Genomic DNA, 23171 nt, shown 5'->3' on the forward strand with positions numbered 1-23171 from the left:
GGCCGGGTCAGCCCTTGCTCTCCGTGACGGTCGTCGCGGTGACGGTGCCCTCGGTGTCGGCCGTGCCCTGGACGCTGACCGTGTCACCGGCCTTGAGATCCTTGAGCTTGCCCTTGGTGGCGCTCTGCACCGTCGTGCCGGCGCCGGTCCGTACGGTCACCACCTCGCCGTCCGCCTTCTCGACGTAGATGGTGGTGCCGTTGACCAGCTTGACCTTGCCGCTGGTCGGCCCGGCGGCAGCGGTCGCGGCCGCGGTGGGGGCCGCGCCGCCACCGAACGCTCCCCCGGGGAAACCGCCGGTCCGGGCACCGGCGCGGCCGGCCGTCGCGGCGGTGGTGCTGGTGCCGTAGTGCTTCTGCACCTCCAGGCCGCCGAGGAAGCCGCCCAGCAGCAACGCGAACGCGCCCAGCACCAGCGTGCCGCGGTTCCACCAGCGCCGCGGTGCCGCCTTGGCGAGTGCACTGGCCAGGCCGTCGTCGCGGTCGTCGAGGGGCTCGGGAACGGCCGGGACAGCGGACAGGACGGCGGTGTCGTCGGAAGAAGGAGTCACGGGGTCCTCACTCGTAGCGCAACGCGTCGATGGGGCGCAGCCGGGCCGCGCGGCCGGCGGGCAGGCCGCCGAAGAACAGCCCGATCGCGATGGACACGCCCAGGGCGAGCCCGATCGAACTGGGCACGATCACCGGTTGCACGCCGACGATCTCGAAACTGCTGCCGATCAGCGCGGCGGCGACGCCGAGCGCGCCGCCGAGCACGCTCAGCAGGGTCGCCTCGATCAGGAACTGGGTCAGGATCACCCGGCGGGGCGCGCCCAGGGCCTTGCGGATGCCGATCTCGCGGGTCCGCTCGGTGACGGTGACCAGCATGATGTTGGTGATGCCGATCCCGCCGACCAGCAGGCTGATCGCGGCGACGGCGCCGAGCAGAGTCGTGAAGGTGTCCGCCGTCTCGGTCTGGGTGGCGAGCAGCTGCGAGGCGTTCTGGATCCGGTACGGCGTGGTGGCCCCGGCAGACACGTCGAGCCGCTGGTTCAGGATGGTGGCCACCTGCGACTGCACGGCGTCCACCCGGTCCGGGCCGCGCGCCTGCACCAGGATCGAGGTCAGGGCGCCGTACCCGGTGAGCACCTGGCGCACCGCGGAGAGCGGGGCGATCGCGGTGTCGTTGCTGTCCTGGAAGCCCGTCGAGCTCTTCTCGGCCAGCACGCCCACCACGGTGAACAGCGCGCCGCCGACGGTGACCTGCCTGTCCAGCGGGTCGGTGCCGGGGAAGAGCTCCTCGGCCGCGGTCCGGCCCAGCACCACCACCCGGCGGCCCTGGGCCTCGTCGTCGGCGGTGAAGCCGGCGCCGGTGCCGACCGGTGTGTTGGAGGAGGCGAACCAGCTCGGCGTGGTGCCGACGAACTGGCTGACGTCGTGGTCGGTGCCCTCGTAGGTGAGCGTCGCGGCGGCGCTGACCACCGGCGAGACCGAGGCGACGTCCGGGGCCAGCGCCGGGTCGATCAGCGCGTCGGCGATGGCGGTGGTCAGCGCCGTGCTGGTGGAGCCGCCACGCCCGGCGCTCATCACGGTGATGGTGTTGGTGCCCAGCGCCTCGATCCGCTGGTTGATCGACTGCGCGGAGCCGTTGCCGACCGCCACCAGCAGGATCACCGCCGCGACCCCGATCAGGATGCCCAGCATGGTCAGCACCGAGCGCAGCTTGTTCGCCGACAGCCCCCGCAGGGCGAACCGGAGGACCTCGTAAAAACTCATCGGCTGTGCCGTCCTTGCCGGGCGCCGACCGGGATCCGGTCCAGCGGCGACTGGCGTACGTCGGTGACGATCCGGCCGTCCACCAGGCGCACCAGCCGCTTGGCCCGGTCGCCGACCTCGGGCTCGTGGGTGATCAGCACGATGGTCCGGCCGGCCGCGCTGAGCTGGTCGAAGACCTCCAGCACGTCGGCGGTGGAGCGGGTGTCCAGGTTGCCGGTCGGCTCGTCGGCGAGCAGCAGGGCCGGCTCGGTGACCAGCGCCCGGGCCACCGCGACGCGCTGCTGCTGGCCGCCGGAGAGCTGGTTGGGCTCGTGCCGGGCGCGGTCGGCGAGCCCGACGACGTCGAGGGCGGCCATCGCGCGCTCCCGGCGCTGCCGCGGTCTGACCCCGGCGTACGCCAGCGGCAGCTCCACGTTGGCCACCGCCGAGGTCCGCGGGATGAGGTTGAACGCCTGGAAGACGAAGCCGATGAGCCGGTTCCGGGCCAGGGCCAGCTGCCGGTCGGCGAGCCGGCTGACGTCGACCCCGTCCAGCCGGTACGTGCCCGCGCTGGGCACGTCCAGCGCGCCCAGGATGTTCATCAGAGTGGACTTGCCGGAGCCGGACGAGCCCATGATGGCCACGTAGTCGCCGCGTTCCACCAGCATCGAGACGCCGCGCAGGGCGTGCACGGTGGCTTCGCCCGTACCGTAGACCTTGGTCAGGTCGGAGACCTCGAGCACCGGCCGGCTCATCGGGTGCCCCGGCCCGTACCGCCGCCGGCGGGGAACCCGCCGCCCGGCGCGCCGCCGCCGGTGAAGCCGCCCGGGAAGCCGCCGGTGGTCCCGCCGGTCGTGGTGCTGGGCGTGGTGATCACGACCTGCTCCCCCGGGGTCAGCCCGGAGGTGATCTGGGTCGCCTGGTCGCCCTCGAGGCCGATCTCCACCGCGCGGACCTCCTGCACACCGTCGGCCAGCACGGTGACGGTGTGCCGGTTGCCGACCGTGGTCACCGCGGCCGCGTTGACGTGGACGGCGTCGCCGACCTCGCCGGTGACCACCGAGACGGAGACCGTCTGGCCCGGTTTGGCGCCGGTGGGGACCTTGTCGAGGCTCAGCGTGACGCCGTACGTGACGACGTTGTTGGCCGTGGTGGCCTGCGGGTCGACGGCGACCACCCTGGCGCTCTGCCGGGTGCCGCTGAGCGCGTTCCAGGTGACGGTGGCCGCCTGCTTCTCCTTGAGCTTGGTCGCGTCGGCCTCGGCGAAGGCGGCGGTCACCTGGAGCTTGCCCAGATCGGCGAGGTCGATGAAGCCGCTGCTCGCCGAGCCGGCTGAGGTGGACGACGAGCCGTCGCCGGGTGTGCTGCCCCCGGACGACGAGGACGAGGAGGAAGAGGAGCCCGACGACGAGCTGCCGAGCGTGCCGTTGACCGCGACCACCGTGCCGGCCATCGGCGCCTTGAGGGTCGTCCCGGCCACCGCCGCCTCGGCCTCGTCCACGGCCAGCTCGGCCTGGGTGACCTCGTTCTGCGCCGACGAGGTGTCCGAGCCGGCGTCCTCGGCGCGGTCCAGCGCATCCCGGGCCGCGTCCAGGTCGGCCTCGGCGGCCTCGAGGGTCCGCTGCGCGGCGGCCGGATCGACCTTGGCCAGCACCTGACCCTTGGTGACCTTGTCGCCGACCCGGACCGAGATCGACGTGACGGTGCCGCCGGTGGTGAAGCTCGCGCCGGCCGAGCTCGCGCTCTCCAGGGAGCCGTCGGCGGTGACGGTGGCGGTGACGGTGCCCTGCTGGACGGGTACGGACCGCACGGACGCGGCGGCCGCGTTTCCGGTGTCCGGACCGGACACGATCTCGTACGCCCAGAAGGCACCGGCGACGAGCGCGAGGACCAGGACGGCGTTGATCGCCACCGAGGGACGGCGCAGGGAACCCAGACGGGGCGCAGGCATGACGGACACTGTGGCGACACCTGCTCGGAGGAGGTTCGGGGTTGGCTGGGAGCCACCTCGGAAATCGGGTCAGCCCGCGTCGGCGTCCGAGGTGGGCAGCAGGACCCGGAACGTGGCCCCGCGACCCCGGGACGGGTCGAGCTCGACCCAGCCGCCGTGACCGCGCACGATCGCCGCGACGATGGACAGGCCCAGCCCGGAACCGCCGCCCCGGCCCCGGCTGCGGCTGGAATCGGCCCGGTAGAGCCGTTCGAACACCCGCGGGGCGTGCTCGGCGGGCACGCCCGGGCCGTCGTCGCCGACCTCCAGAACCGCCAGCGGTACGCCGGTGACGACCGTCCCCGCGTGCACGGCCCCGGGCGCCGGCCGGTGCCCGGCGACCCGTCCCACCCGTACGGTGACCCGGGCCCCGGCCGTGGTGTGCTGCAACGCGTTGGCGACCAGGTTCGTGGCCACCTGGCGCAACCCGTGCTCGTCGCCCAGCACCGTCGGCGGCACGAACGTGTCCGAGTCGTCGTCGAGGGCGGCCAGGCGCACCGGGCGGTCCGGCATCCGCGCGTACGCGTCCCGGATGGTGTCGGCGGCGATCTCCAGCAGGTCCACCGGGCGCAGCACCGGCGGCCGTTCCAGGTCGAGCCGGGCCAGCATCAGCAGGTCCTCGACCAGGACACCCATCCGGCCGGCCTCGCCCTCGATCCGGCTCATGGTCTCGTCGAGCTGCGGTCCGGGCGGGGCGCCGCCGCGCCGGTAGAGCTCCGCGAAACCCCGGATGGACGTCAGCGGGGTCCGCAGCTCGTGCGAGGCGTCCGCGACGAACTGCCGCAGCCGCTGCTCGGAGGCCGTACGGGCGGAGACCTCGGCCTCGATGCGGGCCAGCATCAGGTTGAGCGCGCCGCCGAGCCGCCCCGGCTCGGTGTGCGGATCGGTGTCGGCCACCCGGCCGGAGAGGTTGCCCGCCGAGATGTCGGTGGCCAGGCGTTCCATCTCGGTCAGTGGCCGCAGCCCGAGCCGCACCACGAACGCCGCCCCGGCGCCGAGCAGCACCAGGATCAGCACGGTGACCCCGGCGTCGATCAGCAGCAGCCGGTCGCCGGTCTCCTCCACCTCGACCAGCGACGATCCGATGACCGCCACCCCGCCCGTGTCGGCGAGGGCCACCGCGAGCAGCCGCCAGTCCGCGCTGCCGTCCGAGGCCGCGACGGTGTACGGCCGCCCGGTCCGCGCGTGGGCCAGCACCTCGGCCAGCGGCGCCACCGCGGGCCGTTGCGCCTCGGCGACGGAACTGCGGTCCGGGTCGAGCGGGCCGGCCGGCGTGTAGACGTAGACCACCGAGTCGGCGCCGAGGCGCAGCTGCCGGTTGCGGGGCGTGGCGCCGTTCGGCGGTGGCAGGGCCAGGCGCTGCGACCCGGCGAACGGGCGGGACATGGCGACCAGCTGCTCGTCGATGCGGTCCTGCAGGTAGCCGCGGATCAGCACCAGGCCGGCCACGTTGGCCACGATCAGCGCGATCGCGGCCAGCGCGCCGACCACCAGCACGAGCCGGGAGCGCAGGGTCCAGTGGCCCCACCGCCGCGGACGCCAGCGGAGCCCGGCCCTCATGGCCTGCTCACTCCTCGCCGCCGCGGGGCAGGCGCAGCGCGTACCCGACACCGCGGACGGTGTGGATCAGCGGCGGATCGGTCTTGTCGATCTTGCGGCGCAGGTAGTACACGTAGGACTCGACGATGCGCCCGTCGCCGCCGAAGTCGTACTTCCAGACCCGGTCCAGGATCTGCGCCTTGCTGACCACCCGGCCGGCGTTGATCAGCAGGTACTTCAGCAGGTTGAACTCGGTCGGCGACAGGTCCACGAGCCGGCCGGCCCGGCGCACCTCGTGGGCGTCCTCGTCGAGCTCCAGGTCGGCGTAGCGCAGCACCCCGGCGTCGCCCGGCACCAGCTCGGGCCGGCTGCGCCGCAGGATCGCCCGGATCCGCAGCACCACCTCCTCCAGGCTGAACGGCTTGGTCACGTAGTCGTCGGCGCCCGCGGTGAGCCCGGCCACCCGGTCCTCGACCGCGTCGCGCGCGGTCAGGAACAGCACCGGGGTGGCCCGCCCGGAGGCGCGCAGCCGCCGGGCCACGTCGAAGCCGTCCAGGTCGGGCAGCATCACGTCGAGCACCACCAGGTCCGGCTCGAACTCCTCGATCGCGACCAGCGCGCCGTGCCCGGACTCGGCGACCCGCACGTCGAACGCGACCAGCCGCAGCGTGGCGGAGAGCAGCGCGGAGATGTTGGGCTCGTCGTCGACGACCAGGACCCGGGTCGCCCGGTCGGCCGGCGGATCGCTGAGGGCCACGGAACCACGGTTATCGGAATGCACCGCAAAGGAATATCAGCGCTTCCTTTGAATTGCGTATGAATCCGCTTGGAGGGAGCTGGGCCGCACCACGCTCACCAGCTGCGGGCCACCGCGGCACCCTCGGCGAGACCCGAGGTGATCTCGGTGTACTGGTCGCCGCGCAGCCCCACCCCGACCGTGACCCGCTGTCCCGCGCGCAGCACCGTGCCGGTGTCACCGGCGATGTCGTGCACGGCGGTGCTCGGCAGCCGCAGCACGTCATCGGCCGAGCCGGTGGTGACCCGGACCGCGGCGCTCTGCCCGACGAGCAGGTTCTCGGGGGCGTCGGTGAACGAGAGCAGCACGCCGTACCGGACCATCGTGCCGTCATCGGTGCCGACCGGGTCGACCTGCACCACCGTCGCGCCGAAGTCCTCGCCGGCCCGGTCGGCCAGGGTCGCGGTGGCCTTCTGGCCCACCGCCAGCCGGTCCGCGTCGGCCTCCGGGAAGTCGGCGCTGATCTGCATGTCGAAGACGTCGGCCAGGGTGAGGAAGGCGCTGCCCCCGCTGACCTGGCTGCCGACCTTGCCGCCGACCGACAGGATCCGCCCGGCGATCGGCGCGGTGATGGTGGTGCCCTCGAGCCGGTCCTCGGCGGTGCGCAACGCCACCTCGGCCTGGTTGACCCGCTGTTGGGCGCTGAGCACCGGGTCTCCCCCGCCCCCGGAGTTCTGGCCGCCGGAATTCTGGCCGCTTGAGTTCGCGCCGCCGCCCTGGGCGCAGGTCGTCGCGGTGCCGCCCGGCCGGGCCGGCGCGGTGGTGCGGGCCGGCCCGGCGGTCCGGGTGGGAGAGGCAGTGCGGGTGGGAGAAGCGGTCCGGGTCGGTGCCGCGGTACGGGTCGGGGTCGGTGTATTCGTCGTGGCCGGCGCCGGGCTGCTCGTGGTGGTCGGCGGTACGGCGTACGCCGCCGGCTGCACCCCGCAGGAGTCCGGGCTCGCCGTGGCGCTCTCCTTGGCGTCGGCCAGGGCGTCCTGCGCGTCGGCGAGCGTGTCCTGCGCGGAGTCGACCGCCTCGGCCGCATCGGTGTCGTCGATCGAGGCGAGTTGCTGCCCGGCCGTCACCACCGTGCCCGCCCGGACCTTGACGCTCTCCACGGTGCCGTCGACCGCGAACGAGAGGCTGCGGGTCTGCGCCGGTTCGACGGTGCCGGTCGTGGCCACCTCGGTCGTCACCGCGCCCCGGTCCACCTGCACCGTGCTCACGGCCACCGGCCGCTCGTCCGCTCCCGCGGTCAACGCGCGGGTCACTCCGGCGGCGAGCAGCAGAGCCACCACGACCGCGGCCACCAGCCACCCCCACCGCCGGTTCACTCCGCGCCAGGCGGTCAGGCCGTTACCCATGGTCGGGAAGTGTTGCCGCACGTCCTCGCCGCCGGCTCGGTCCCACCTCACAGTTGCCTCGGAGCCGAGCCGCTTTCTCATAGCCGATTCCGAGGACGGTCGAAGGTTGCGGCGAGGTCAGCAGTCTTGTCTGGACCGTCGTGTCCGCTTGAACGAGGAGAGAGACCGTGCCGCAGCTCAGAATCACGTCCCCCCGAGGCATCGCCGGGCTGGTCGTCGCATCCGCGGCGCTGCTGTTCTCCGTGGCCGCGTGTGGCGGCGGGTCGGACGGCACCCCGGCCACCGGAGGTGACAACCAGGACGGCGGCGGGCGCAACACCGCCTTCGCCGCGTACACCGAGTGCCTGGCCAGGAACGGCGTCACGATCACCATGCCCTCCGGCGGCCCCCGCGTCCGCCCCTCGGGCGGCCCGTCCGGCATGCCGCGACCCTCCGGCAGCGCCCGCCCCGGTGGCGGTGGCTTCCCCGGTGGCGGTTTCGGCAAGCCCGAGGGAGTCGACGACGCGACGTGGGAGAAGGCGCGGCAGGCGTGCGCATCGGTGCTGCCGAGTGGACGCCCGGGCGGCAACGGCCGGGGCAACGGGATGAGCGCGGCCTACCGCAACTGCCTGCAGGACAACGGCGTCACCCTGGGTCAGGGCGCACCGGCCACCAATGACCCGGCCGTCCAGAAGGCGGTCGAGGCCTGCCAGGCGCTGGCCCCCACTGCGAGCGCGGCTCCCGCGTCCTGATCGCGCGGTGCCCCGAGCGGACCGGCGTCGCCCCGTGCGGCGCCGGTCCGGTTCAGGAGGCCGGCAGGGAGTCCCGCAGGTCGCTCCACCGCTCGGCGAGCTGCCGGCGGCGGCAGGCGACCAGGTGACTGGCCAGGATGGCCGCCAGCCCGCCGCGGACGCAGACGTCCGCGCCGGCGGTCAGCACGGCGGCGACCAGCTCGGCCGGGGCGTCCTCGTTGACCAGGGCGACAACCCGGGTACGCCCCGGCAGCAACGCCCGCGCGGCCAGCACATCGGCCTCGGTGGCCCCGCTGAACAGCACGATCTCGCCGGGCCGCACCCCGTCCAGGCTGCCGGGATAACGCAGCACCCACCCGGCCGGCAGGTGCGCGCGCAGCGCGGCGACCCGGCCCCGCTGCCCGAGAACGGCGACGACCGGACTGCGCCGCAGCGAGTTCAGGTCGGGCACCGGCACCGCGGTGGAGTTCGGGGTGAACGTACGGTTGGTCTCGTTCCGGTTCAGCTGCACAAGCATCTCAATGACCCCCAGGTCTCGCTCTTCGCGTGCTACCACCCACCCAACGCTGTCCGCCTGGGCCGGCCATGTGCCCAGCCTGTGCGTCTGTTGTCAGTGCGTAGGGTGGCGGCCGTGACGAAGATCGTGGTGTGCGGGCTGGGCGGAACCATCGCGATGACGGCGACACCGGACGGCGGGGCCGCACCGGCGCTGAGCGCGGGCGACCTGGTCTCGGCGGTGCCCGGAGCGGCCGCCCTGGGACTCGACCTGAAGCTTGTCGACGTCGCGAACGTACCCAGTGCGTCCCTGCGCCCGGCGGAGATCGTGGCGCTGTCGCGGCGGATCAGCGACCTGCTCGCGGGCGGGGCGGACGGCGTGGTGGTCACCCAGGGCACCGACACGCTCGAGGAGTGCGCGTACCTGCTGGATCTGCTGCACGAGCGGCTGGAACCGGTGGTGGTGACCGGGGCGATGCGCCCGGCGCTGGTGGCCGGGGCGGACGGGCCGGCGAACCTGCTGGCCGCCCTGACGGTCGCGGCCGAACCGGAAGCGCGCGGGCGAGGTGTGCTGGTGACGTTCGCGGACGACATCCACGCGGCGGCGCGGGTCCGCAAGACGCACACGACCAGCGTGGCGGCCTTCGTGTCGGCGCCGGGCGGGCCGGTGGGACAGGTCGTCGAAGGGCGGGCGCGGTTCTGGGGAACGGCCGGGCACCGGGTGGTGCTGCCCCGGCCGGACGGGGACGTGCTGCCCCGCGTACCGCTGATCGTCGCGGCCCTGGGCGCCGACGCGCCGGACCGGGACCTCGAAGCGGACGGGCTGGTGGTGGCCGCCCTCGGGGCCGGGCACCTGCCGGACTGGTGGGCGGAGCCGCTGGCCGAGCTGGCCGGGCGGATGCCGGTCGTGCTGGCTTCGCGGACGCTGGCCGGGCCGGTGCTGACCGGCACCTACAGTTATCCCGGATCCGAGCGGGACCTGATCGGGCGGGCGTTGATCCCGGCCGGTTTCCTCGATCCGGCCAAGGCCCGGATCCTGCTGCTCGCCGTCCTGGCCGGAGGCGGCGACCGGGAGCAGGTCGCGGCTGCCTTCGCCGAGGCCGTCTGACACCTCCTGGGGCTGCGCCGGTCAGGCGGACTCGCGTTGGACGACCTGGACGATCCCGGCCAGCTCGGACGGCGGGACCGGGCGGCCGTTGATCGCCGCCAGCACCGTCGTGGCCAGGTGGGCGGCCACCGCCGCCTGGTCGGTGGTCACCGTGGTCAGCGCCGGTACGGCCAGCCGCGCCGCCGGGATGTCGTCGACGCCGATGACCGCCAGGTCCGCCGGGGCGTGCAGGCCCAGCCGGCGCATCCCGGCCAGCACCGCCATCGCCACGTCGTCGTTGTAGGCGCACACCGCCGTCACGCCCTCGTCGTGCCAGGCCCGCACGGCCGGTGCCGCCGCTTCGGCGTCCAGGGGCACGACGCGGACCGACGGCTCGGCCACTTCCCGGGCGGCGCAGGCGAGCCGGGTGCCTTCGAGGCGGGGCTCGGCGAAGATGCGCACCCGGTCGTCGTCCGGGTAGGCGTACCCGATCGTGGTGTGCCCGGCCGCCACCAGGTGTTCCGCCTGCAGGCGGCCGACGCGCTGCTGGGGCACCTCCAGCTCGCGGCGCGGGGAGGTGCTGCGGCCGAGCAGGCCCACGACCAGCGCGACCCCGGCCGCGCGCATGGCGGCGATCTCGGCCGGGGAGAAGTCGGTGAACGCCAGCACCGCGGCCGGGGTGATCGCCTTCCACAGGTCCGCGATCGGCCGGTCCGCCTGGCTGCCCGGGTGCGCCACGAAGGTCATGCCGCTGCGGGCCAGTTCGGTGGAGAGGTTGCCGAGCAGCGTGCCGACCTCGGGGCCGATCGGCCAGTCCGGCAGCAGGCAGAGCACGACGTCGGAACGGCCGGTGCGCAGGGCCCGCGCGGCCGCCGAGGGCGCGTAGCCGAGGCTGGTCGCCGCGTCGATGACCCGGCCGCGGGTGGCCGCCGAGATGGTCTGGTGCGGGGTGTCGTTGAGCACGTAGCTGACCGTGGCCCGGGAGACCCCGGCCAGCTTGGCGACGTCGGCGCTGGTCACCCGGCGGGTCGTGCTGTCTGTCATGACGGACACCTCTTGCCGTGCGCGGCCGCTGCCGTTTACGTTACTGACACGAGCAAGTTACACGTGTCAGCTCCCCCTGGCGAAGAGGCTTCCATGACCACAGCACCCGTGTCCGAGCACGCCCCGCTCCTCAAGTCGCTGGATCTGCCGGCCAAGGTCGCGCTGCTCACCGGCGCCACCTCGTTCACCCTGGCCGCCGAGCCGGCCATCGGCCTGAGCGAGGTGCGCCTCTCCGACGGGCCCACCGGGGTACGCGGGCTGAAGTTCAGCGGCGGCCGGATCGTCGCGCTGTTCCCGAACGCCACCCTGCTGGCGTCCTCCTGGGACGAGAGCGCGCTGGAGGAGACCGGGCGGCTGCTCGCCGAGGAGGCGCTGGCCCAGCAGATCCACGTCGTGCTCGGCCCGACCATCAACCTGCACCGCACCCCGCTGGGCGGCCGGCTCTTCGAGGCGTACTCCGAGGATCCGCTGCTGACCGGCCGGCTGGCGGCCGCGTACGTGCGCGGCATGCAGGCGCTCGGCGTCGGCGCCACCCTCAAGCACCTGGTGGCCAACGAGAGCGAGACCGACCGCAACACCGTGGACAGCGTCGTGGACGAGGCGACGCTGCGCGAGCTGTACCTGCTGCCGTTCGAGATCGCCGTCGCCGACGCGGACGCGTGGTCGATGATGGCGGCCTACAACGACGTGAACGGCCGGGCCGCCACCGAGCAGACCCACGTCAACAACGAGATCGTCAAGGGCGAGTGGGACTACCGCGGCCTGATCATGTCCGACTGGTTCGCCACCCGCAGCGCCGGCCCGGCCGCCAACGGCGGCCTCGACCTGGTGATGCCCGGCCCGCGCGGCCCGTGGGGCGACGCGCTGGTGGCCGCCGTACGCGCCGGCGAGGTCGACGAAGCGGTGATCGACGACCACCTGAGCCGGCTGCTGCTGCTCGCCGAGCGGGTGGGCGCCCTGGGCACGCCGCGGGACTACCCGGCCGACCTGCCCGCGCCGGACAGCGCTGTCCGCAAGGAACAGCTGACCCGGCTCGCCGCGCGGGGCATCACCGTGCTCACCAACAACAATGACGTGCTGCCGCTGGAGCCGGCGCAGACCGTGGCCCTGATCGGCCGGCACGCCGTCGAGACCATCGACATGGGTGGCGGCTCGGCCCAGGTCAACCCGCCGTACCAGGTCAGCGTGGCCGAGGGCCTGAGCGCCCGGCTCGGCGACCGCGTCACGGTGGTCGACGGCGTCGAGGTCCGTACCAAACCGGTGCCGGCCCGCGGCGGCTTCCTGGTCGACCCGGTCACCGGCGAGCCCGGCATCCGGGTCACGCTGCTCGACGCGGACGGCAACGAGCTGGAGCAACGGCACGCGGCCAACGCCACGACCATGGTCGGCATGGACGACGACTTCACCGGCACCGTCGCCTCCGCGGTCCTGCACGGCCGGATCACCAGGGCCGGCCGGGTGGAGCTCGGCGTGCTCGGCGTCGGCGACTGGTGGATCCGGGTCGGCCACACCGAGTCGCGTCCGGAGCTGCGCGTGTCCGGCAAGGGCTTCGGCGAGGAGGTGCTCACGCCGCCACTGCACACCCAGCTCTACGAGGTCGGCGAGGGCGAGCTGCTGGAGGCGACCGTCACCCTGCTCAACGGCGACCAGTTCGCCGGGGCGGGCCTGTTCGGGCTCATCGGCCACCAGGCCTCCCGGGAGACCGTCGACGTGATCGACGACGCGGTCCGGGCCGCCGCCGGCGCCGACGTGGCGGTGGTCGTGGTCGGCCTCACCGAGGAGCAGGAGACCGAAGCCGTCGACAAGAGCACCCTGAAGCTGCCGGGCGCGCAGGACGCCCTCATCGAGGCGGTGGCCGGGGCTGCCCGCCGTACCGTCGTGGTGGTCAACGCGGCCACGCCGGTGATCATGCCGTGGCTGTCGCGGGTCGACGCCGTCCTCTGGGCGGGCCTGCCCGGCCAGGAAGGCGGCCACGCGATCGCGGCGGCCCTGCTCGGCGAGATCGAGCCGGCGGGCCGGCTCGTCACCACGTTCCCGGCCGCCGACGGCACATCACCCGCGTGGTCGGTCACCCCGGTCGACGGCAAACTGGAGTACGCCGAGGGCCGGTTCATCGGCTACCGCGGCCACTACGCGGGCCGGGCACCGGCGGCCCCGGCGTTCTGGCTGGGCCACGGCCTGGGCTACAGCACCTGGGAGTACGCGGACGCCCGGCTGATCTCCGGCGACGCCCCGGCCGTGACCGTGACGGTGACGAACACGGGCGCCCGTGACAGCCGCGAGGTCGTGCAGGTCTACTTCCAGCCGGCCGGCCCCGACGAGCCGGTGCGCCTGGTCGGCTGGCAGGGCGTCGAGGTGCCCGCGGGCGCCTCGACCCGGGTGACGATCACGCCGGACGCCCGGATGTGGCGCCGGTGGGACGCCGCGGCCGGAGCATGGGACTCGGTCGGCGCCGGCGGCGAACTGCTGATCGCGCGGGGTCTCGGCGACATCCGGGCCACCATCGAACTGCCGGTCAGCTGAACTGCAGCATCATCCGGTCCTGATGCCCGGACCAGCTCAGGGCCAGCCGCCAGCAGCCGGCGGTGGGCAGCTGGATCGAGGAGGGGCCAGGGCCGCCGGGGACCTCGCGGGTCAGGGTGGTGGTCGTGCCCTCGAGGGTCGCCTCGATGACCAGCGGCTGTGCCGGCTCCCGCGGGAGCCGGGACACCCAGAGGATCTTCGTGCCGTCCTGCGGATCGGCGGAGGAGGCGGGCGGATATTTGAGGAGCACGGCGAGCAGGTCGCCGTGCTCGCTGAAGACATGGGGTACGCCGGAACCGTCGTCGCTGAACCCGGCCCTGGCCCAGGCCGGCAGCGCGTCGCGGGTGACCTCCGACCGGCACGGTCCCTGGGTGGGCGATGCCGTCGGTGCGGTGGCCGCGCTGCTGTCGGACGTGCATCCAGCCGTCACCAGCAGGAGACTCGCGGCGGTGAGCGCCGCCCATCCCATTCGTCGCATGGTCACCCCTGGTGTGTGAGCTTTCCACGAGTGACACCGCGAGATGCCCCGCGGGTTCCCGCCGCATCGCCCGGGCGAGGCCCGGCCGGGCGGGGGCCCGGCGGGGCCTGGCGGGCTCGCTCGTGGTCAGGCGGTGGCCGGGACCGGGCGGCGGGCGCGGCGTTCGGCGGTGAAGCTCAGCGCGGCCAGCCCCAGGCCGGCCGCCGCTAGACCCACCCCCACCCAGGTCGGCGCGAGGTAGCCGTACCCGCGCGCGATCACCACCCCGCCCAGCGCCGCCCCCAGGCTGTTGGCCACGTTCATCGCGGACTGGTTGACCGCCGCGCCCATCAGCTGCGCTCCCGGGGCCACCGCGATCAGCCGGGCCTGCAGCGCCGGGCCCAGGAACAGGCTGGTCGCGCCGATCAGGAACGCCCCGGCGAACAGGCCCGGGGTCGTGTCCGCGACCAGCCCGAAGAAGATCACCGCGGCGATCACCGAGCCGAAGCCGATCAGCATGCTGCGCCGCAGGTCCCGGTCGGCGAACCAGCCGCCCAGGGCGTTGCCGACGGTCATGCCGAGCCCGACCGCGACCAGCACCCACGGCACGGTGCTCGCGGCCAGGCCGGTGACGTCGGTCGTGACGGGCGCGATGTAGCTGTCCACGGCGAAGAAGCCGGCGAAGCCGACCGCGGCGGTCGCCGCCACCAGCCAGACCTGCGGCTTGCGCAGCGAGCGCAGCTCGGCCCGCGGTGAGCCGTCGGCCACCGCGGCCACCGCGGGCACGATCATCAGCACGGCGACCAGGGTCGCCCCGAAGACCAGGGCGATGACCAGGTACGCGACCCGCCAGCCGGCTGCCTGCCCGAGCCGGGTGATCAGCGGTACGCCGACCACGTTGGCCGCCGTCAGCCCGCTGAGCACGGCGGCGTACCCGCGGGCGGCGTTGCCGGGGCCCATCAGGGTGGCCGCGAGCAGGCCGGCCGCACCGAAGTAGGCCCCGTGCGGGAGCGCCGCCACGAACCGCGCCACCAGCACCAGCTCGAACGTCGGCGCGATCGCCGACGCGACGGTCCCGGCCGCGAACAGCACCAGCAGGCCGAGCACGAGCTTCTTGCGGGGTACGCGGGCAGACAGCGCGGCGATCGTCGGCGCACCGACCACCACCCCGAGCGCGTACGCGGTGATCGTCCACCCCGCCTGCGCGACCGCGTCCGGCGCCGACCGGGCGTACTCCGTGGGCAGCAGGTCGCGGGCCACCTCGGGCAGCAGTCCCATCGCGGCGAACTCGGTCAGCCCGATCGCCACCCCGCCCAGGGCCAGCGCGAGCAGGGCGGCCCAGCGGTGCCTACGGCTCAGATCTTCCACGAGCGCCGACTTTAGCAACGCCGTTGCGTAATAGGGTGTCGACATGGCGGACCTCACGTTCCTGCGCGGCTACAACGAGGCCCTGGTGATGGCCGTCGCCCGCACCCGGCCGGCATTCGAACGCGCGACGATCGCCGACGCCACCGGGCTGACCCCGCAGGCGGTGTCGAAGGTGCTGGCCCGGCTGGCCGAGCACGGCCTGATCGCGCCCGCGGGCGTGCGCCGACCGGCGATCGGCAAACCGGCGAGCAGGTACGAGCTGGTCCCGCACAGCCGGTACGCGATCGGCGCGCACGTGGCCCGCCGTACCCTGCGGCTGGTCCTCACCGACCTGGCCGGCGCCGTCCGGCATTCGGTGGTGACTCCCCTGCCGGCGGATTTCACTCCCGGAACGCTGCTGGACGAGCTCACCGCCGGCGTGGACCGGATCGCCGCCACGCACGAGCTCGGCGCGCGGCTGACCGGGGTGGGCATCGGTATGATCGGGCCGCTGGACCACGCCCAGGGCACCGTCCGGGACGCGCACCGGCTGCGGCACTGGCACGACGTACCGCTGCGGGAGCTGGCCGAGCAGGCCCTGGGCCGGCCCGTGCACCTGGACAAGGACGTCACGGCCGGGGTCACCGCCGAGGCGTGGCGGCGCGGCCCGGCCTTCCGGGACGCCGCCCTGATCATGGTGGAGTCGGGTGTCGGTGCGGGTCTGTGGCTGGGCGGGGCGGCCCATCGCGGCTCCCACACGAACGCGGGCGAGTTCGGCCACACGGTGGTCGAGCTGTCCGGCCCGCCGTGCGTGTGCGGGCGGCGGGGCTGCCTGGAGGCGGTCCACGACCGGGCGGTGGCGGACGGCGACATCCGGGCGGCGGCGCGGGTCCTGGCTGTCGGCATCGTCAACCTGGTGCAGACCCTGGACGTGGCCCACGTCGTGCTGGCCGGCGCGGACCTGCTCACCCATGCGGAGATCTACCGGGCCGAGGCCGAGGAGGCGATCCGTACGCAGGTCCCCCGGGCCGACTGGCAGACAGCCGGGATCACGCTGTCGAGCCTCGGCGCGGACGTGATCGCGGCCGGCGCCGCGATGCAGGTCCTGGACTCCCGCTACGGCATCCCGGATCTGGTTCCGCCGGAGTCAGCGGGGCCCGGACGCCTCACCCGGCCTGAGCCGACCGGGGGGCGGCGCGGATGTGCGCCCGTTCCCCCTGCCGGCCCACGAGGCTGAGGAACTCGACGGGCCCGGCGCTGGTGGCCCCGAACCAGTGCGGTGTGCGGGTGTCGAACTCGGCTGCCTCCCCGGGCCGCAGGATCAGATCGTGCTCGCCGAGCACCAGGCGCAGCGTGCCGTTCAGGACGTAGGCCCAGTCGTAGCCCTCATGGGTGCGCAGGTCGGGCTCGCGGTCGTCGTCGCCGGCCGGCAGCACGAACTTGTACGCCTGGATGCCGCCCGGCCTGCGGGTCAGCGGCAGCACGACCGACCCGTCACCGCCGGCGATGGGCCGCAGGTTGACCCGCGGGTCGCCGGTCAGGGGTGCGTCGACGAGCTCGTCGAGCGTGACGCCGTGCGCGCGGGCGAGCGGCAGGAGCTGCTCCAGCGTCGGGCGGCGCAGCCCCGCCTCGAGCCGGGACAGCGTGCTGACGGAGATGCCGGTCTCCTCCGCGAGCGCGGTGAGCGTGATGTCGCGCCGCATCCGGAGCTGCTTCAGCCGGGGCCCGACGGCGTCGAGGGTGCGGTCCAGTTCCTCATCCATGCCCTCAGTTTTCCATTCGGCAAAGATCTTTGCACATCTGCTCGGTCACGCCGCACGCTCACCGGTATGGAATTCGACAGGAACTACTGGGAACACCACTGGCACCGGGCACACCCGGGGGCTCCGGCCATGCACCCCTACCTGGACCGCGAGACGAGCGGCCTGATCCCCGGCACGGCACTGGACGCCGGATGCGGCACCGGCGCCGAGGCGGTCCGGCTCGCGTCGCACGGCTGGCAGGTCACCGCGGCCGACATCTCCGCCGCCGCCCTCGCCCGCGCCGCCGAGCAGCCGGCCGCCGAGAACGTGCGCTGGGTCCGGGCCGATCTGACCACCTGGCACCCGGACACGCGGTTCGACCTGGTCACCACCCACTACGCGCACCCGGCGATGCCGCAACTCGCGTTCTACCAGCGCATCTCCGACTGGGTGGCGCCCGGCGGCACGCTGCTGATCGTCGGCCACCTGCACACCTCGGCCGCGCCGGGACACGGGCACCACCCGCCGGCCGAGGCGGTGGTGAAGCTCGCCGACATCACCGCGAGCCTGGACAGCGCCCAGTGGCACATCGCGACCGCCGAGGAACACGTGCGTACGGTCAGCGAGCACCCGCTGCAGGACGTCGTCGTACGGGCCACCCGGCGGTCCGGACGATGAGCGCCACCGGCACGACGATCCACGACCCGCGCCGCCGCCGCGCGATCCTGGTCGCGGTGTGCATCGCTCTCATGGCGGTCATCGCCTCGGTCTCCGGGCTGAACGTCGCGCAGCAGCAGATCGCGGTCGCGTTCGACGCCTCGCAGAGCACGGTCCTGTGGATCATCAACGCGTACACGATCAGCCTCGCCGCGCTGCTGCTGCCGCTCGGCGCCCTGGGCGACCGCTGGGGCCGCCGGCCGGTGCTGCTGGCCGGCCTGATCGTCTTCGGCGCGGCGAGCGCGGTGGCCGGCCTGGCCCCGTCCACCGAGGTCATGATCGTGGCGCGGCTGCTCAGCGGCGTGGGCGCCGCGATGATCATGCCGGTCACCCTGGCCGTCATCACCTCGACGTTCCCGGACGAGGAACGCTCCAAGGCGATCGGCGTCTGGACCGCCGTCGCGGGCGGTGGCGGCATCCTCGGCATGTACCTGTCGGCGGTCCTGGTCGACCTGGCCGACTGGCGGTGGCTGTTCGTGCTGCCGGTCGCACTCGTCGCGGTGGCCGTCGCCCTGGCGCTGCGGTCGGTCCCGGACTCCCGCGAGGAGTCGGCGCACGGCTTCGACATCGTCGGCTCGCTGGCCTCCGTGGTCGCCGTGGTCGGCCTCGTCCTGGTCCTCCACGAGGGCCCGGTACGGGGCTGGACCGCCCCGGTGACGGTGGTGAGCCTGCTGATCGGCATCCTCGGCACGGCCGGCTTCGTGGCGTGGGAACTGCGCCGGACCGCTCCGCTGCTGGACGTGCGTCTGTTCCGCGAGCGTGGCCTCGCCGGTGGCTCGCTGGCCCTGCTGACGGTGTTCGGCGTGCCGGCCGGGATCTTCGTGGTGCTGTTCCCGTTCCTGCAGGCGGTGCTCGGCTGGTCCGGCCTGCGCTCGACGCTGGCGCTCATGCCGATGGCGGCGATGATGATGCTGGCCTCCGGTCTCGCCCCGCGGGTGGCCGCCCGTCTCGGTGGCCGCTCGACGATGGCGACCGGCATCCTGCTGGGCGGCGTGGGGCTGGCTCTCATGGCCACCTCGGTCTCCATCGAGGACGGCTACCTCTCGGTGCTGCCCGGCATGCTGGCCATGGGGCTCGGCATGGGCCTGACCCAGACGCCCGCCACCGAAGCCATCACGTCCGCCCTGCCCCGCGAACGGCAAGGCGTCGCGTCCGCGCTCAACGACGTCACCAGAGAATTCGGTACGGCACTCGGCGTCGCGCTGCTGGGAGCGGTCCTCTCCGCCGGCTACCGCAACGCTGTCGATTCCCGGCTCGACGCGGTCCCGGCCGGCGCCGCCCGCGAGGGCATCGCCAACGCCCTCGCCGCCGCCGACAGCGCCGGCAGCCAGGCGCCGGCGCTGATCCGGGCCGCCCAGGAGTCCTTCGTGGAGGGCTGGCAGCAGGCCATGTGGGCTGGCGTCGGCGTCATGGCGGTGCTGTTCGTCTACGTCCTGGCGCGCGGACCGCAACACACCGCGTCGGCCGGTCCGTCGCCCGCAGCGGCTCCGACGAGCGACGCGGTCGGCCGATGAGCCGGGCTCATCGCGCCGATCGCCGCCAAGGCCGGCCGGGCTCACCGCGCCGATCGCTGCCAAGGCCGGCCGGGCTCACCGGTTGCCGGCCATGCTGATGCCGGCCAGCACCCGCCGGAACGCGCCGACGTCCCCGGTCACCCGCACCTCCCCCGCGTCCGCCAGCTCCCGTTCCCCGACGAGCAGTGCGACCAGCGTGGCCGGGTCGGTATCCACAGTGGTCTCCGCCGCGGCCTGGCCGGCGCTCACCTCGACCTGTTCCCCGGCGATCCGGGCCACGTAGGACCGTTCGCCGAGGTGCACCTGGAGCGTCGTGGCCCAGTCGTCGGTCGCGCGGTAGTAGGTCCGCAACGTGAGCATGGCCGACACGGCGCTCAGGTGTCCCGCCGGTGCGAGCGGGGAGCGCAGGGCCCAGGAGCCGAGGGCGATCAGGATCGGCTCCAGCTCGGCGCCGTGCTCGGTCAGCTCGTACACGTTGGCCGCGGCCGGCGGCGGCAGGCGCCGCCGCCGGATCACGCCGACGTGCTCGAGGTCGCGCAGCCGCTGCGACAGCACGTTCGGACTCGCCCCGGGCAGGCCGGTCCGCAGATCGCTGAACCGCAACGGGCCCAGCAGCAGCTCCCGCACGACCAGCAGTGCCCACCGCTCGCCGATGAGGTCGAGCGCGTGGGCCATACCGCACCCGTCACCGTACGAACGCGCCGTCGTCGTCATCCCCCGATACTATCTAGTCCTAGATCTGTACTAACAAGTCCTTCTCTGCAACCATGGCGTGATGATGCTCAAGGACAAGGTCGCCGTCGTCTACGGGGCGGCGGGCGCAGCGGGAAGCGCGGTGGCGCAGGCATTCGCCGTCGAAGGGGCTCTGGTACATCTGGCCGGGCGCAGGCCGGAGGCGCTCCGGGAGGTCGCCGCGAAGATCGCCGGACGCACGGAGATCGCCGAGGTGGACGCGCTGGATCCTGCGGCGGTGGACCGCGATGTGCGCGACGTCGTGGACCGGCACGGGCGGCTCGACGTGTCGATCAACCTCATCTCGGTCGACCACGTGCAGGGTGTTGCGCTCGTCGACATGTCCGCCGATGACTTCGCCCGCGGCCTCGACGCCCGGGCGCGCACCCACTTCATCACGGCGACCGCGGCCGCCCGGCCCATGGCCGCGCGCGGTGGCGGGACGATCCTCATGCTGACCGCGAGCCCGGACCGCACCGGCATCCCGATGGCGGGCAGCTTCGGGGTGCAGTGCGCGGCCGTCGAGTCATTGAGCCGGGCGCTGGCGATCGAGCTGGGCCCGTACGGGGTGCGGGTCGCCTGCCTGCGGTCAGCGGGCTCGCCGGACGCCGGCGGCGTCGACCGGGTCTTCGACGTCCACGCCCGCAACGCCGGCACGACCCGCGAGGACTTCGACGCCGCCAAGGCCGGAAGGACGTTGCTGCGGCGCCTGCCGAGCCTGGCCGAGGTCGCTCAGGTCGCGGTGTGGCTGGCCAGCGACCAAGCCGCCGCGGTCACCGCCTCGATCACCAACGTGACCTGCGGCGAACTGCTCGACTGAGGCTCAACCGTTCCAGGTGTCGATGACCTGGTTGCCGTGCTCGAAACCCAGCGTCGACAGGGTCGCCGTACCCAGCTTCAACAGCCCGCCGCCACTGGCCGGCAGCCCGATCCACCGGGCGCCCGCCACCCGCAGCGAGTGCCCGTGGGCGATCAGCGCCACGTCGCCCCGGTCCAGGAAGGTGCGGGCCCGGGCGAGCACCCGGTCCAGCCGTTCGCCGACCTCGGCCGGGGACTCGCCGCCGGGCGCGCCGTCGGTCCACAGCGACCAGGCCGGGCTGGTCTCGTGGATGGTGGCGCTGGTGATGCCCTCGTACTCGCCGTAGTTCCACTCGGCGAGGTCCTCGGTGGTCTCCGTGACGGCCAGCCCCGCCAGCTCGGCGGTGCGCAGGGCCCGCTTGCGCGGGCTGGAGATGACGGCCGCGAAGCTGCGGCCGGCGAGGCGCTCACCGGCGACCCGGGCCTGCCGCTCCCCCGTTCCGGTCAGATCCAGATCCGTGTACGAGGTGTGCTTACCCACCGCACTCCACTCGGTCTGCCCGTGCCGGATGAGCACGATCTCCGCCATGACGCCCCCTGTTCGGTCCCGCTTGTTCCTACCCCGCCCACGCCCCGTCCATCCCGTTGCCAGGCCGAAGACGCCGGGTCCCGCACCCGCCAACCGCGCCGCACCCGTGCCCGAGGCGGGCGCGTGCCGGCGGCGGGTCGGTGGGCGCGGCCACCGGCCGACCACGCACGGACCTGGCATTCGGCGGGAGCGACGGTCAGAACCATGCAACCAGGCACGACCGCCGTCAGATCTTGATCTCAGATCTTGATCTCGCGGATCTCTCAGCCGCCGGCCAGCAGATCCTCGAACGAGGTCGTGAGCGCGAACGGGTCCTGGACCGTCACCGGCTCGCGCCGCTCGATCTCGCGGGCGAGTTCGAGCGCCGCCCGGCCGATCCGGCCGCGCAGGTGACCCTCACTCTCGTCGCCACCCCAGTCCTCGGACGCCGCGTAGACCGCCGTCGGGACCGGGACGGCCCGCAGGTAGGCGAACATCGGCCGGACCGCGTGGTCGAGCGCCAGCGAGTGCCGGGCCGAGCCGCCGGTCGCCGCGATCAGTACCGGCTTGTCGGTCTGGGCGTCCTGGCCCAGCACGTCGAAGAACGACTTGAACAGGCCGCTGTAGGAGGCGTTGAAGATCGGCGTGACCGCGATCATCGCGTCGGCGGACTCGACGGTGTCCAGGGCTCGCTTCAGCGGTGCCGGCGGGAAGCCCGTGAGCAGGTGGTTCATCAGGTCGTGGGCCAGGTCGCGCAGTTCGATCACCTGGACCGACAGCTGGACGCCGAGGCCGGCGGCCGCCGTCTCCGCCGCCGCGGACAGGCGGTCCGCGAGCAGGCGGGTGGACGACGGCTGGCTCAGCCCCGCCGAGACCACGACGAGGGTGCGCTGCTTCATGCCTGCACCTTCTCCTTCGTCTCCGCCGCGGCTTCGAGCATCGAGGCGTGGGTGGGCGCGTCCGGCACGTGGGCCGGCTTCAGCGCGGCGAATTCCTTGCGCAGCACCGGTACGACTTCCTCGCCGAGCAGGTCGAGCTGCTCCAGGACGGTCTTCAGGGGCAGTCCGGCGTGATCCAGCAGGAACAGCTGGCGCTGGTAGTCGCCGGCGTAGTCGCGGAAGCCCAGCGTACGGTCGATGACCTGCTGCGGGCTGCCGACGGTCAGCGGCGTCTCCCGGGTGAAGTCCTCCAGGCTCGGGCCGTGGCCGTAGACCGGCGCGTTGTCGAAGTACGGCCGGAACTCCTTGACCGCGTCCTGGCTGTTCTTGCGCATGAACACCTGGCCGCCGAGGCCGACGATGGCCTGGTCCTCGGAGCCGTGGCCGTAGTGGGCGTAGCGCTGGCGGTAAAGGGCGACCATCCGCTGGGTGTGCTCCTTGGGCCAGAAGATGTGGTTGGCGAAGAAGCCGTCGCCGTAGAAGGCGGCCTGTTCGGCGATCTCGGGGCTGCGGATCGAGCCGTGCCAGACGAACGGCGGGATGCCGTCCAGCGGGCGCGGGGTCGAGGTGAACGACTGCAGCGGGGTGCGGAACTTGCCCTTCCAGTCGACGGTGTGCTCGCGCCAGAGGCGGTGCAGCAGGGCGTAGTTCTCGATGGCCAGGGGGATGCCGGCGCGGATGTCCTTGCCGAACCAGGGGTAGACCGGGCCGGTGTTGCCGCGGCCCATCATCAGGTCGACGCGGCCGTCGGCGAGGTGCTGCAGCATCGCGTAGTCCTCGGCGATCTTGACCGGGTCGTTGGTCGTGATCAGCGTCGTGGACGTGGACAGCAGCAGCCGCTGGGTACGCGCGGCGACGTGGCCGAGCAGGGTGGTGGGCGACGACGGCACGAACGGCTCGTTGTGGTGCTCACCCAGCGCGAAGACGTCGAGACCGACCTCCTCGGCCTTCTCCGCGATGGCGACGATGGCCTTGATCCGCTCGTGCTCGGTCGGCTGCCGCCCGGTGGTGGGGTCCGGCGTGACATCGCCGACGGTGAAGATCCCGAACTGCATGACCGCTCCTGAGCTCCGGGGC

23 protein-coding genes are annotated in these 23171 nt (G+C 73.6%); 7 read left to right on the top strand and 16 right to left on the bottom strand.

The features are described from left to right. Positions 1-7: 7 nt before the first annotated feature. From ACZ6S4_RS04430 to ACZ6S4_RS04460, 7 genes are all read right to left on the bottom strand, one after another. Positions 8-550 carry a hypothetical protein gene (locus ACZ6S4_RS04430; protein ID WP_465473524.1) on the bottom strand — a complete coding sequence of 181 codons (543 nt, stop codon included), beginning with the start codon at positions 548-550 and terminating at the stop codon, positions 8-10. 7 nt (positions 551-557) lie between these two features. Then, positions 558-1754 carry an ABC transporter permease gene (locus ACZ6S4_RS04435; protein ID WP_465473525.1) on the bottom strand — a complete coding sequence of 399 codons (1197 nt, stop codon included), beginning with the start codon at positions 1752-1754 and terminating at the stop codon, positions 558-560. Then, the gene (locus ACZ6S4_RS04440) at positions 1751-2488 is read right to left on the bottom strand and encodes an ABC transporter ATP-binding protein (protein ID WP_465473526.1); all 738 of its coding nucleotides are present in this window, start codon (positions 2486-2488) and stop codon (positions 1751-1753) included. Before ACZ6S4_RS04440 ends, ACZ6S4_RS04435 begins: the two co-directional genes overlap by 4 nt. Continuing rightward, complete coding sequence (locus tag ACZ6S4_RS04445) at positions 2485-3684, bottom strand: efflux RND transporter periplasmic adaptor subunit (protein WP_465473527.1); 1200 nt, start codon at positions 3682-3684, stop codon at positions 2485-2487. The genes ACZ6S4_RS04440 and ACZ6S4_RS04445 overlap by 4 nt, the downstream gene beginning before the upstream one ends. Positions 3685-3753: 69 nt before the next feature. Next, entirely contained in the window at positions 3754-5283 is a 1530-nt protein-coding gene (locus tag ACZ6S4_RS04450) for a sensor histidine kinase (RefSeq protein WP_465473528.1), read from the bottom strand. A 7-nt stretch (positions 5284-5290) separates the two neighbouring features. Beyond that, positions 5291-6019 carry a response regulator transcription factor gene (locus tag ACZ6S4_RS04455; RefSeq protein WP_465473529.1) on the bottom strand — a complete coding sequence of 243 codons (729 nt, stop codon included), beginning with the start codon at positions 6017-6019 and terminating at the stop codon, positions 5291-5293. Positions 6020-6114: 95 nt separating this feature from the next. Beyond that, complete coding sequence (locus tag ACZ6S4_RS04460) at positions 6115-7401, bottom strand: efflux RND transporter periplasmic adaptor subunit (RefSeq protein ID WP_465473530.1); 1287 nt, start codon at positions 7399-7401, stop codon at positions 6115-6117. A gap of 167 nt (positions 7402-7568) precedes the next feature. Between ACZ6S4_RS04460 and ACZ6S4_RS04465 the strand changes: the two genes are divergently transcribed. Further along, on the top strand, positions 7569-8132 hold the full coding sequence (locus ACZ6S4_RS04465; RefSeq protein ID WP_465473531.1) for a hypothetical protein: 564 nt from the start codon (positions 7569-7571) through the stop codon (positions 8130-8132). A 52-nt stretch (positions 8133-8184) separates the two neighbouring features. On the opposite strand, the gene ACZ6S4_RS04470 is transcribed toward ACZ6S4_RS04465, so the two are convergent. After that, positions 8185-8649 carry a hypothetical protein gene (locus tag ACZ6S4_RS04470; protein ID WP_465473532.1) on the bottom strand — a complete coding sequence of 155 codons (465 nt, stop codon included), beginning with the start codon at positions 8647-8649 and terminating at the stop codon, positions 8185-8187. A gap of 114 nt (positions 8650-8763) precedes the next feature. Between ACZ6S4_RS04470 and ACZ6S4_RS04475 the strand changes: the two genes are divergently transcribed. Continuing rightward, positions 8764-9735, top strand: a complete 972-nt coding sequence (locus ACZ6S4_RS04475; protein WP_465473533.1) for an asparaginase — start codon at positions 8764-8766, stop codon at positions 9733-9735. 21 nt (positions 9736-9756) lie between these two features. Here ACZ6S4_RS04475 and ACZ6S4_RS04480 read toward each other — a convergent pair whose 3' ends face one another. Continuing rightward, complete coding sequence (locus tag ACZ6S4_RS04480; RefSeq protein WP_465473534.1) at positions 9757-10758, bottom strand: LacI family DNA-binding transcriptional regulator; 1002 nt, start codon at positions 10756-10758, stop codon at positions 9757-9759. Between the two features lie 93 nt (positions 10759-10851). On the opposite strand from ACZ6S4_RS04480, the gene ACZ6S4_RS04485 reads away from it, so the two are divergent. After that, positions 10852-13281: a beta-glucosidase gene (locus ACZ6S4_RS04485; RefSeq protein ID WP_465473535.1), complete on the top strand. Its 2430-nt coding sequence runs from the start codon at positions 10852-10854 to the stop codon at positions 13279-13281. Here the strand turns inward: ACZ6S4_RS04485 and ACZ6S4_RS04490 are convergent. Both ACZ6S4_RS04490 and ACZ6S4_RS04495 read right to left on the bottom strand, forming a co-directional pair. Further along, a complete protein-coding gene (locus tag ACZ6S4_RS04490) occupies positions 13274-13759 on the bottom strand; it encodes a hypothetical protein (RefSeq protein WP_465473536.1) in 486 nt (161 codons plus the stop codon). The genes ACZ6S4_RS04485 and ACZ6S4_RS04490 overlap by 8 nt on opposite strands. Positions 13760-13885: 126 nt before the next feature. Then, the gene (locus tag ACZ6S4_RS04495) at positions 13886-15106 is read right to left on the bottom strand and encodes an MFS transporter (protein WP_465473537.1); all 1221 of its coding nucleotides are present in this window, start codon (positions 15104-15106) and stop codon (positions 13886-13888) included. A gap of 43 nt (positions 15107-15149) precedes the next feature. On the opposite strand from ACZ6S4_RS04495, the gene ACZ6S4_RS04500 reads away from it, so the two are divergent. After that, complete coding sequence (locus ACZ6S4_RS04500; RefSeq protein ID WP_465473538.1) at positions 15150-16322, top strand: ROK family transcriptional regulator; 1173 nt, start codon at positions 15150-15152, stop codon at positions 16320-16322. On the opposite strand, the gene ACZ6S4_RS04505 is transcribed toward ACZ6S4_RS04500, so the two are convergent. Further along, positions 16252-16848: a helix-turn-helix domain-containing protein gene (locus ACZ6S4_RS04505; protein WP_465473539.1), complete on the bottom strand. Its 597-nt coding sequence runs from the start codon at positions 16846-16848 to the stop codon at positions 16252-16254. The two genes, ACZ6S4_RS04500 and ACZ6S4_RS04505, sit on opposite strands and share 71 nt — an antisense overlap. A gap of 66 nt (positions 16849-16914) precedes the next feature. Between ACZ6S4_RS04505 and ACZ6S4_RS04510 the strand changes: the two genes are divergently transcribed. Together ACZ6S4_RS04510 and ACZ6S4_RS04515 are read left to right on the top strand one after the other, a co-directional pair. Further along, complete coding sequence (locus tag ACZ6S4_RS04510) at positions 16915-17505, top strand: class I SAM-dependent methyltransferase (protein ID WP_465473540.1); 591 nt, start codon at positions 16915-16917, stop codon at positions 17503-17505. Beyond that, entirely contained in the window at positions 17502-19058 is a 1557-nt protein-coding gene (locus tag ACZ6S4_RS04515; RefSeq protein ID WP_465473541.1) for an MFS transporter, read from the top strand. Before ACZ6S4_RS04510 ends, ACZ6S4_RS04515 begins: the two co-directional genes overlap by 4 nt. A gap of 75 nt (positions 19059-19133) precedes the next feature. Here ACZ6S4_RS04515 and ACZ6S4_RS04520 read toward each other — a convergent pair whose 3' ends face one another. Further along, positions 19134-19772 carry a winged helix-turn-helix transcriptional regulator gene (locus ACZ6S4_RS04520; protein ID WP_465473542.1) on the bottom strand — a complete coding sequence of 213 codons (639 nt, stop codon included), beginning with the start codon at positions 19770-19772 and terminating at the stop codon, positions 19134-19136. Positions 19773-19833: 61 nt separating this feature from the next. On the opposite strand from ACZ6S4_RS04520, the gene ACZ6S4_RS04525 reads away from it, so the two are divergent. After that, entirely contained in the window at positions 19834-20610 is a 777-nt protein-coding gene (locus ACZ6S4_RS04525) for an SDR family oxidoreductase (RefSeq protein ID WP_465473543.1), read from the top strand. Between the two features lie 3 nt (positions 20611-20613). Here the strand turns inward: ACZ6S4_RS04525 and ACZ6S4_RS04530 are convergent, their stop codons facing one another. From ACZ6S4_RS04530 to ACZ6S4_RS04540, 3 genes are all read right to left on the bottom strand, one after another. Beyond that, entirely contained in the window at positions 20614-21177 is a 564-nt protein-coding gene (locus ACZ6S4_RS04530; RefSeq protein ID WP_465473544.1) for a histidine phosphatase family protein, read from the bottom strand. A 263-nt stretch (positions 21178-21440) separates the two neighbouring features. After that, on the bottom strand, positions 21441-22055 hold the full coding sequence (locus tag ACZ6S4_RS04535; protein WP_465473545.1) for an FMN reductase: 615 nt from the start codon (positions 22053-22055) through the stop codon (positions 21441-21443). After that, the gene (locus ACZ6S4_RS04540; RefSeq protein ID WP_465473546.1) at positions 22052-23149 is read right to left on the bottom strand and encodes an LLM class flavin-dependent oxidoreductase; all 1098 of its coding nucleotides are present in this window, start codon (positions 23147-23149) and stop codon (positions 22052-22054) included. Before ACZ6S4_RS04540 ends, ACZ6S4_RS04535 begins: the two co-directional genes overlap by 4 nt. Positions 23150-23171: the final 22 nt, after the last annotated feature.

This window comes from Actinoplanes sp. NPDC051405, assembly GCF_055586185.1.

What these genes read in the sequence shown, in the direction of transcription:
- ACZ6S4_RS04435 (WP_465473525.1), bottom strand. Translation starts at nt 1,754, where the DNA reads ATGAGTTTTTACGAGGTCCTCCGGTTCGCCCTGCGGGGGCTGTCGGCG.
- ACZ6S4_RS04440 (WP_465473526.1), bottom strand. Translation starts at nt 2,488, where the DNA reads ATGAGCCGGCCGGTGCTCGAGGTCTCCGACCTGACCAAGGTCTACGGT.
- ACZ6S4_RS04445 (WP_465473527.1), bottom strand. Translation starts at nt 3,684, where the DNA reads ATGCCTGCGCCCCGTCTGGGTTCCCTGCGCCGTCCCTCGGTGGCGATC.
- ACZ6S4_RS04450 (WP_465473528.1), bottom strand. Translation starts at nt 5,283, where the DNA reads ATGAGGGCCGGGCTCCGCTGGCGTCCGCGGCGGTGGGGCCACTGGACC.
- ACZ6S4_RS04460 (WP_465473530.1), bottom strand. Translation starts at nt 7,401, where the DNA reads ATGGGTAACGGCCTGACCGCCTGGCGCGGAGTGAACCGGCGGTGGGGG.
- ACZ6S4_RS04470 (WP_465473532.1), bottom strand. Translation starts at nt 8,649, where the DNA reads ATGCTTGTGCAGCTGAACCGGAACGAGACCAACCGTACGTTCACCCCG.
- ACZ6S4_RS04480 (WP_465473534.1), bottom strand. Translation starts at nt 10,758, where the DNA reads ATGACAGACAGCACGACCCGCCGGGTGACCAGCGCCGACGTCGCCAAG.
- ACZ6S4_RS04485 (WP_465473535.1), top strand. Translation starts at nt 10,852, where the DNA reads ATGACCACAGCACCCGTGTCCGAGCACGCCCCGCTCCTCAAGTCGCTG.
- ACZ6S4_RS04490 (WP_465473536.1), bottom strand. Translation starts at nt 13,759, where the DNA reads ATGCGACGAATGGGATGGGCGGCGCTCACCGCCGCGAGTCTCCTGCTG.
- ACZ6S4_RS04500 (WP_465473538.1), top strand. Translation starts at nt 15,150, where the DNA reads ATGGCGGACCTCACGTTCCTGCGCGGCTACAACGAGGCCCTGGTGATG.
- ACZ6S4_RS04505 (WP_465473539.1), bottom strand. Translation starts at nt 16,848, where the DNA reads ATGGATGAGGAACTGGACCGCACCCTCGACGCCGTCGGGCCCCGGCTG.
- ACZ6S4_RS04510 (WP_465473540.1), top strand. Translation starts at nt 16,915, where the DNA reads ATGGAATTCGACAGGAACTACTGGGAACACCACTGGCACCGGGCACAC.
- ACZ6S4_RS04515 (WP_465473541.1), top strand. Translation starts at nt 17,502, where the DNA reads ATGAGCGCCACCGGCACGACGATCCACGACCCGCGCCGCCGCCGCGCG.
- ACZ6S4_RS04520 (WP_465473542.1), bottom strand. Translation starts at nt 19,772, where the DNA reads ATGACGACGACGGCGCGTTCGTACGGTGACGGGTGCGGTATGGCCCAC.
- ACZ6S4_RS04525 (WP_465473543.1), top strand. Translation starts at nt 19,834, where the DNA reads ATGATGCTCAAGGACAAGGTCGCCGTCGTCTACGGGGCGGCGGGCGCA.
- ACZ6S4_RS04530 (WP_465473544.1), bottom strand. Translation starts at nt 21,177, where the DNA reads ATGGCGGAGATCGTGCTCATCCGGCACGGGCAGACCGAGTGGAGTGCG.
- ACZ6S4_RS04535 (WP_465473545.1), bottom strand. Translation starts at nt 22,055, where the DNA reads ATGAAGCAGCGCACCCTCGTCGTGGTCTCGGCGGGGCTGAGCCAGCCG.
- ACZ6S4_RS04540 (WP_465473546.1), bottom strand. Translation starts at nt 23,149, where the DNA reads ATGCAGTTCGGGATCTTCACCGTCGGCGATGTCACGCCGGACCCCACC.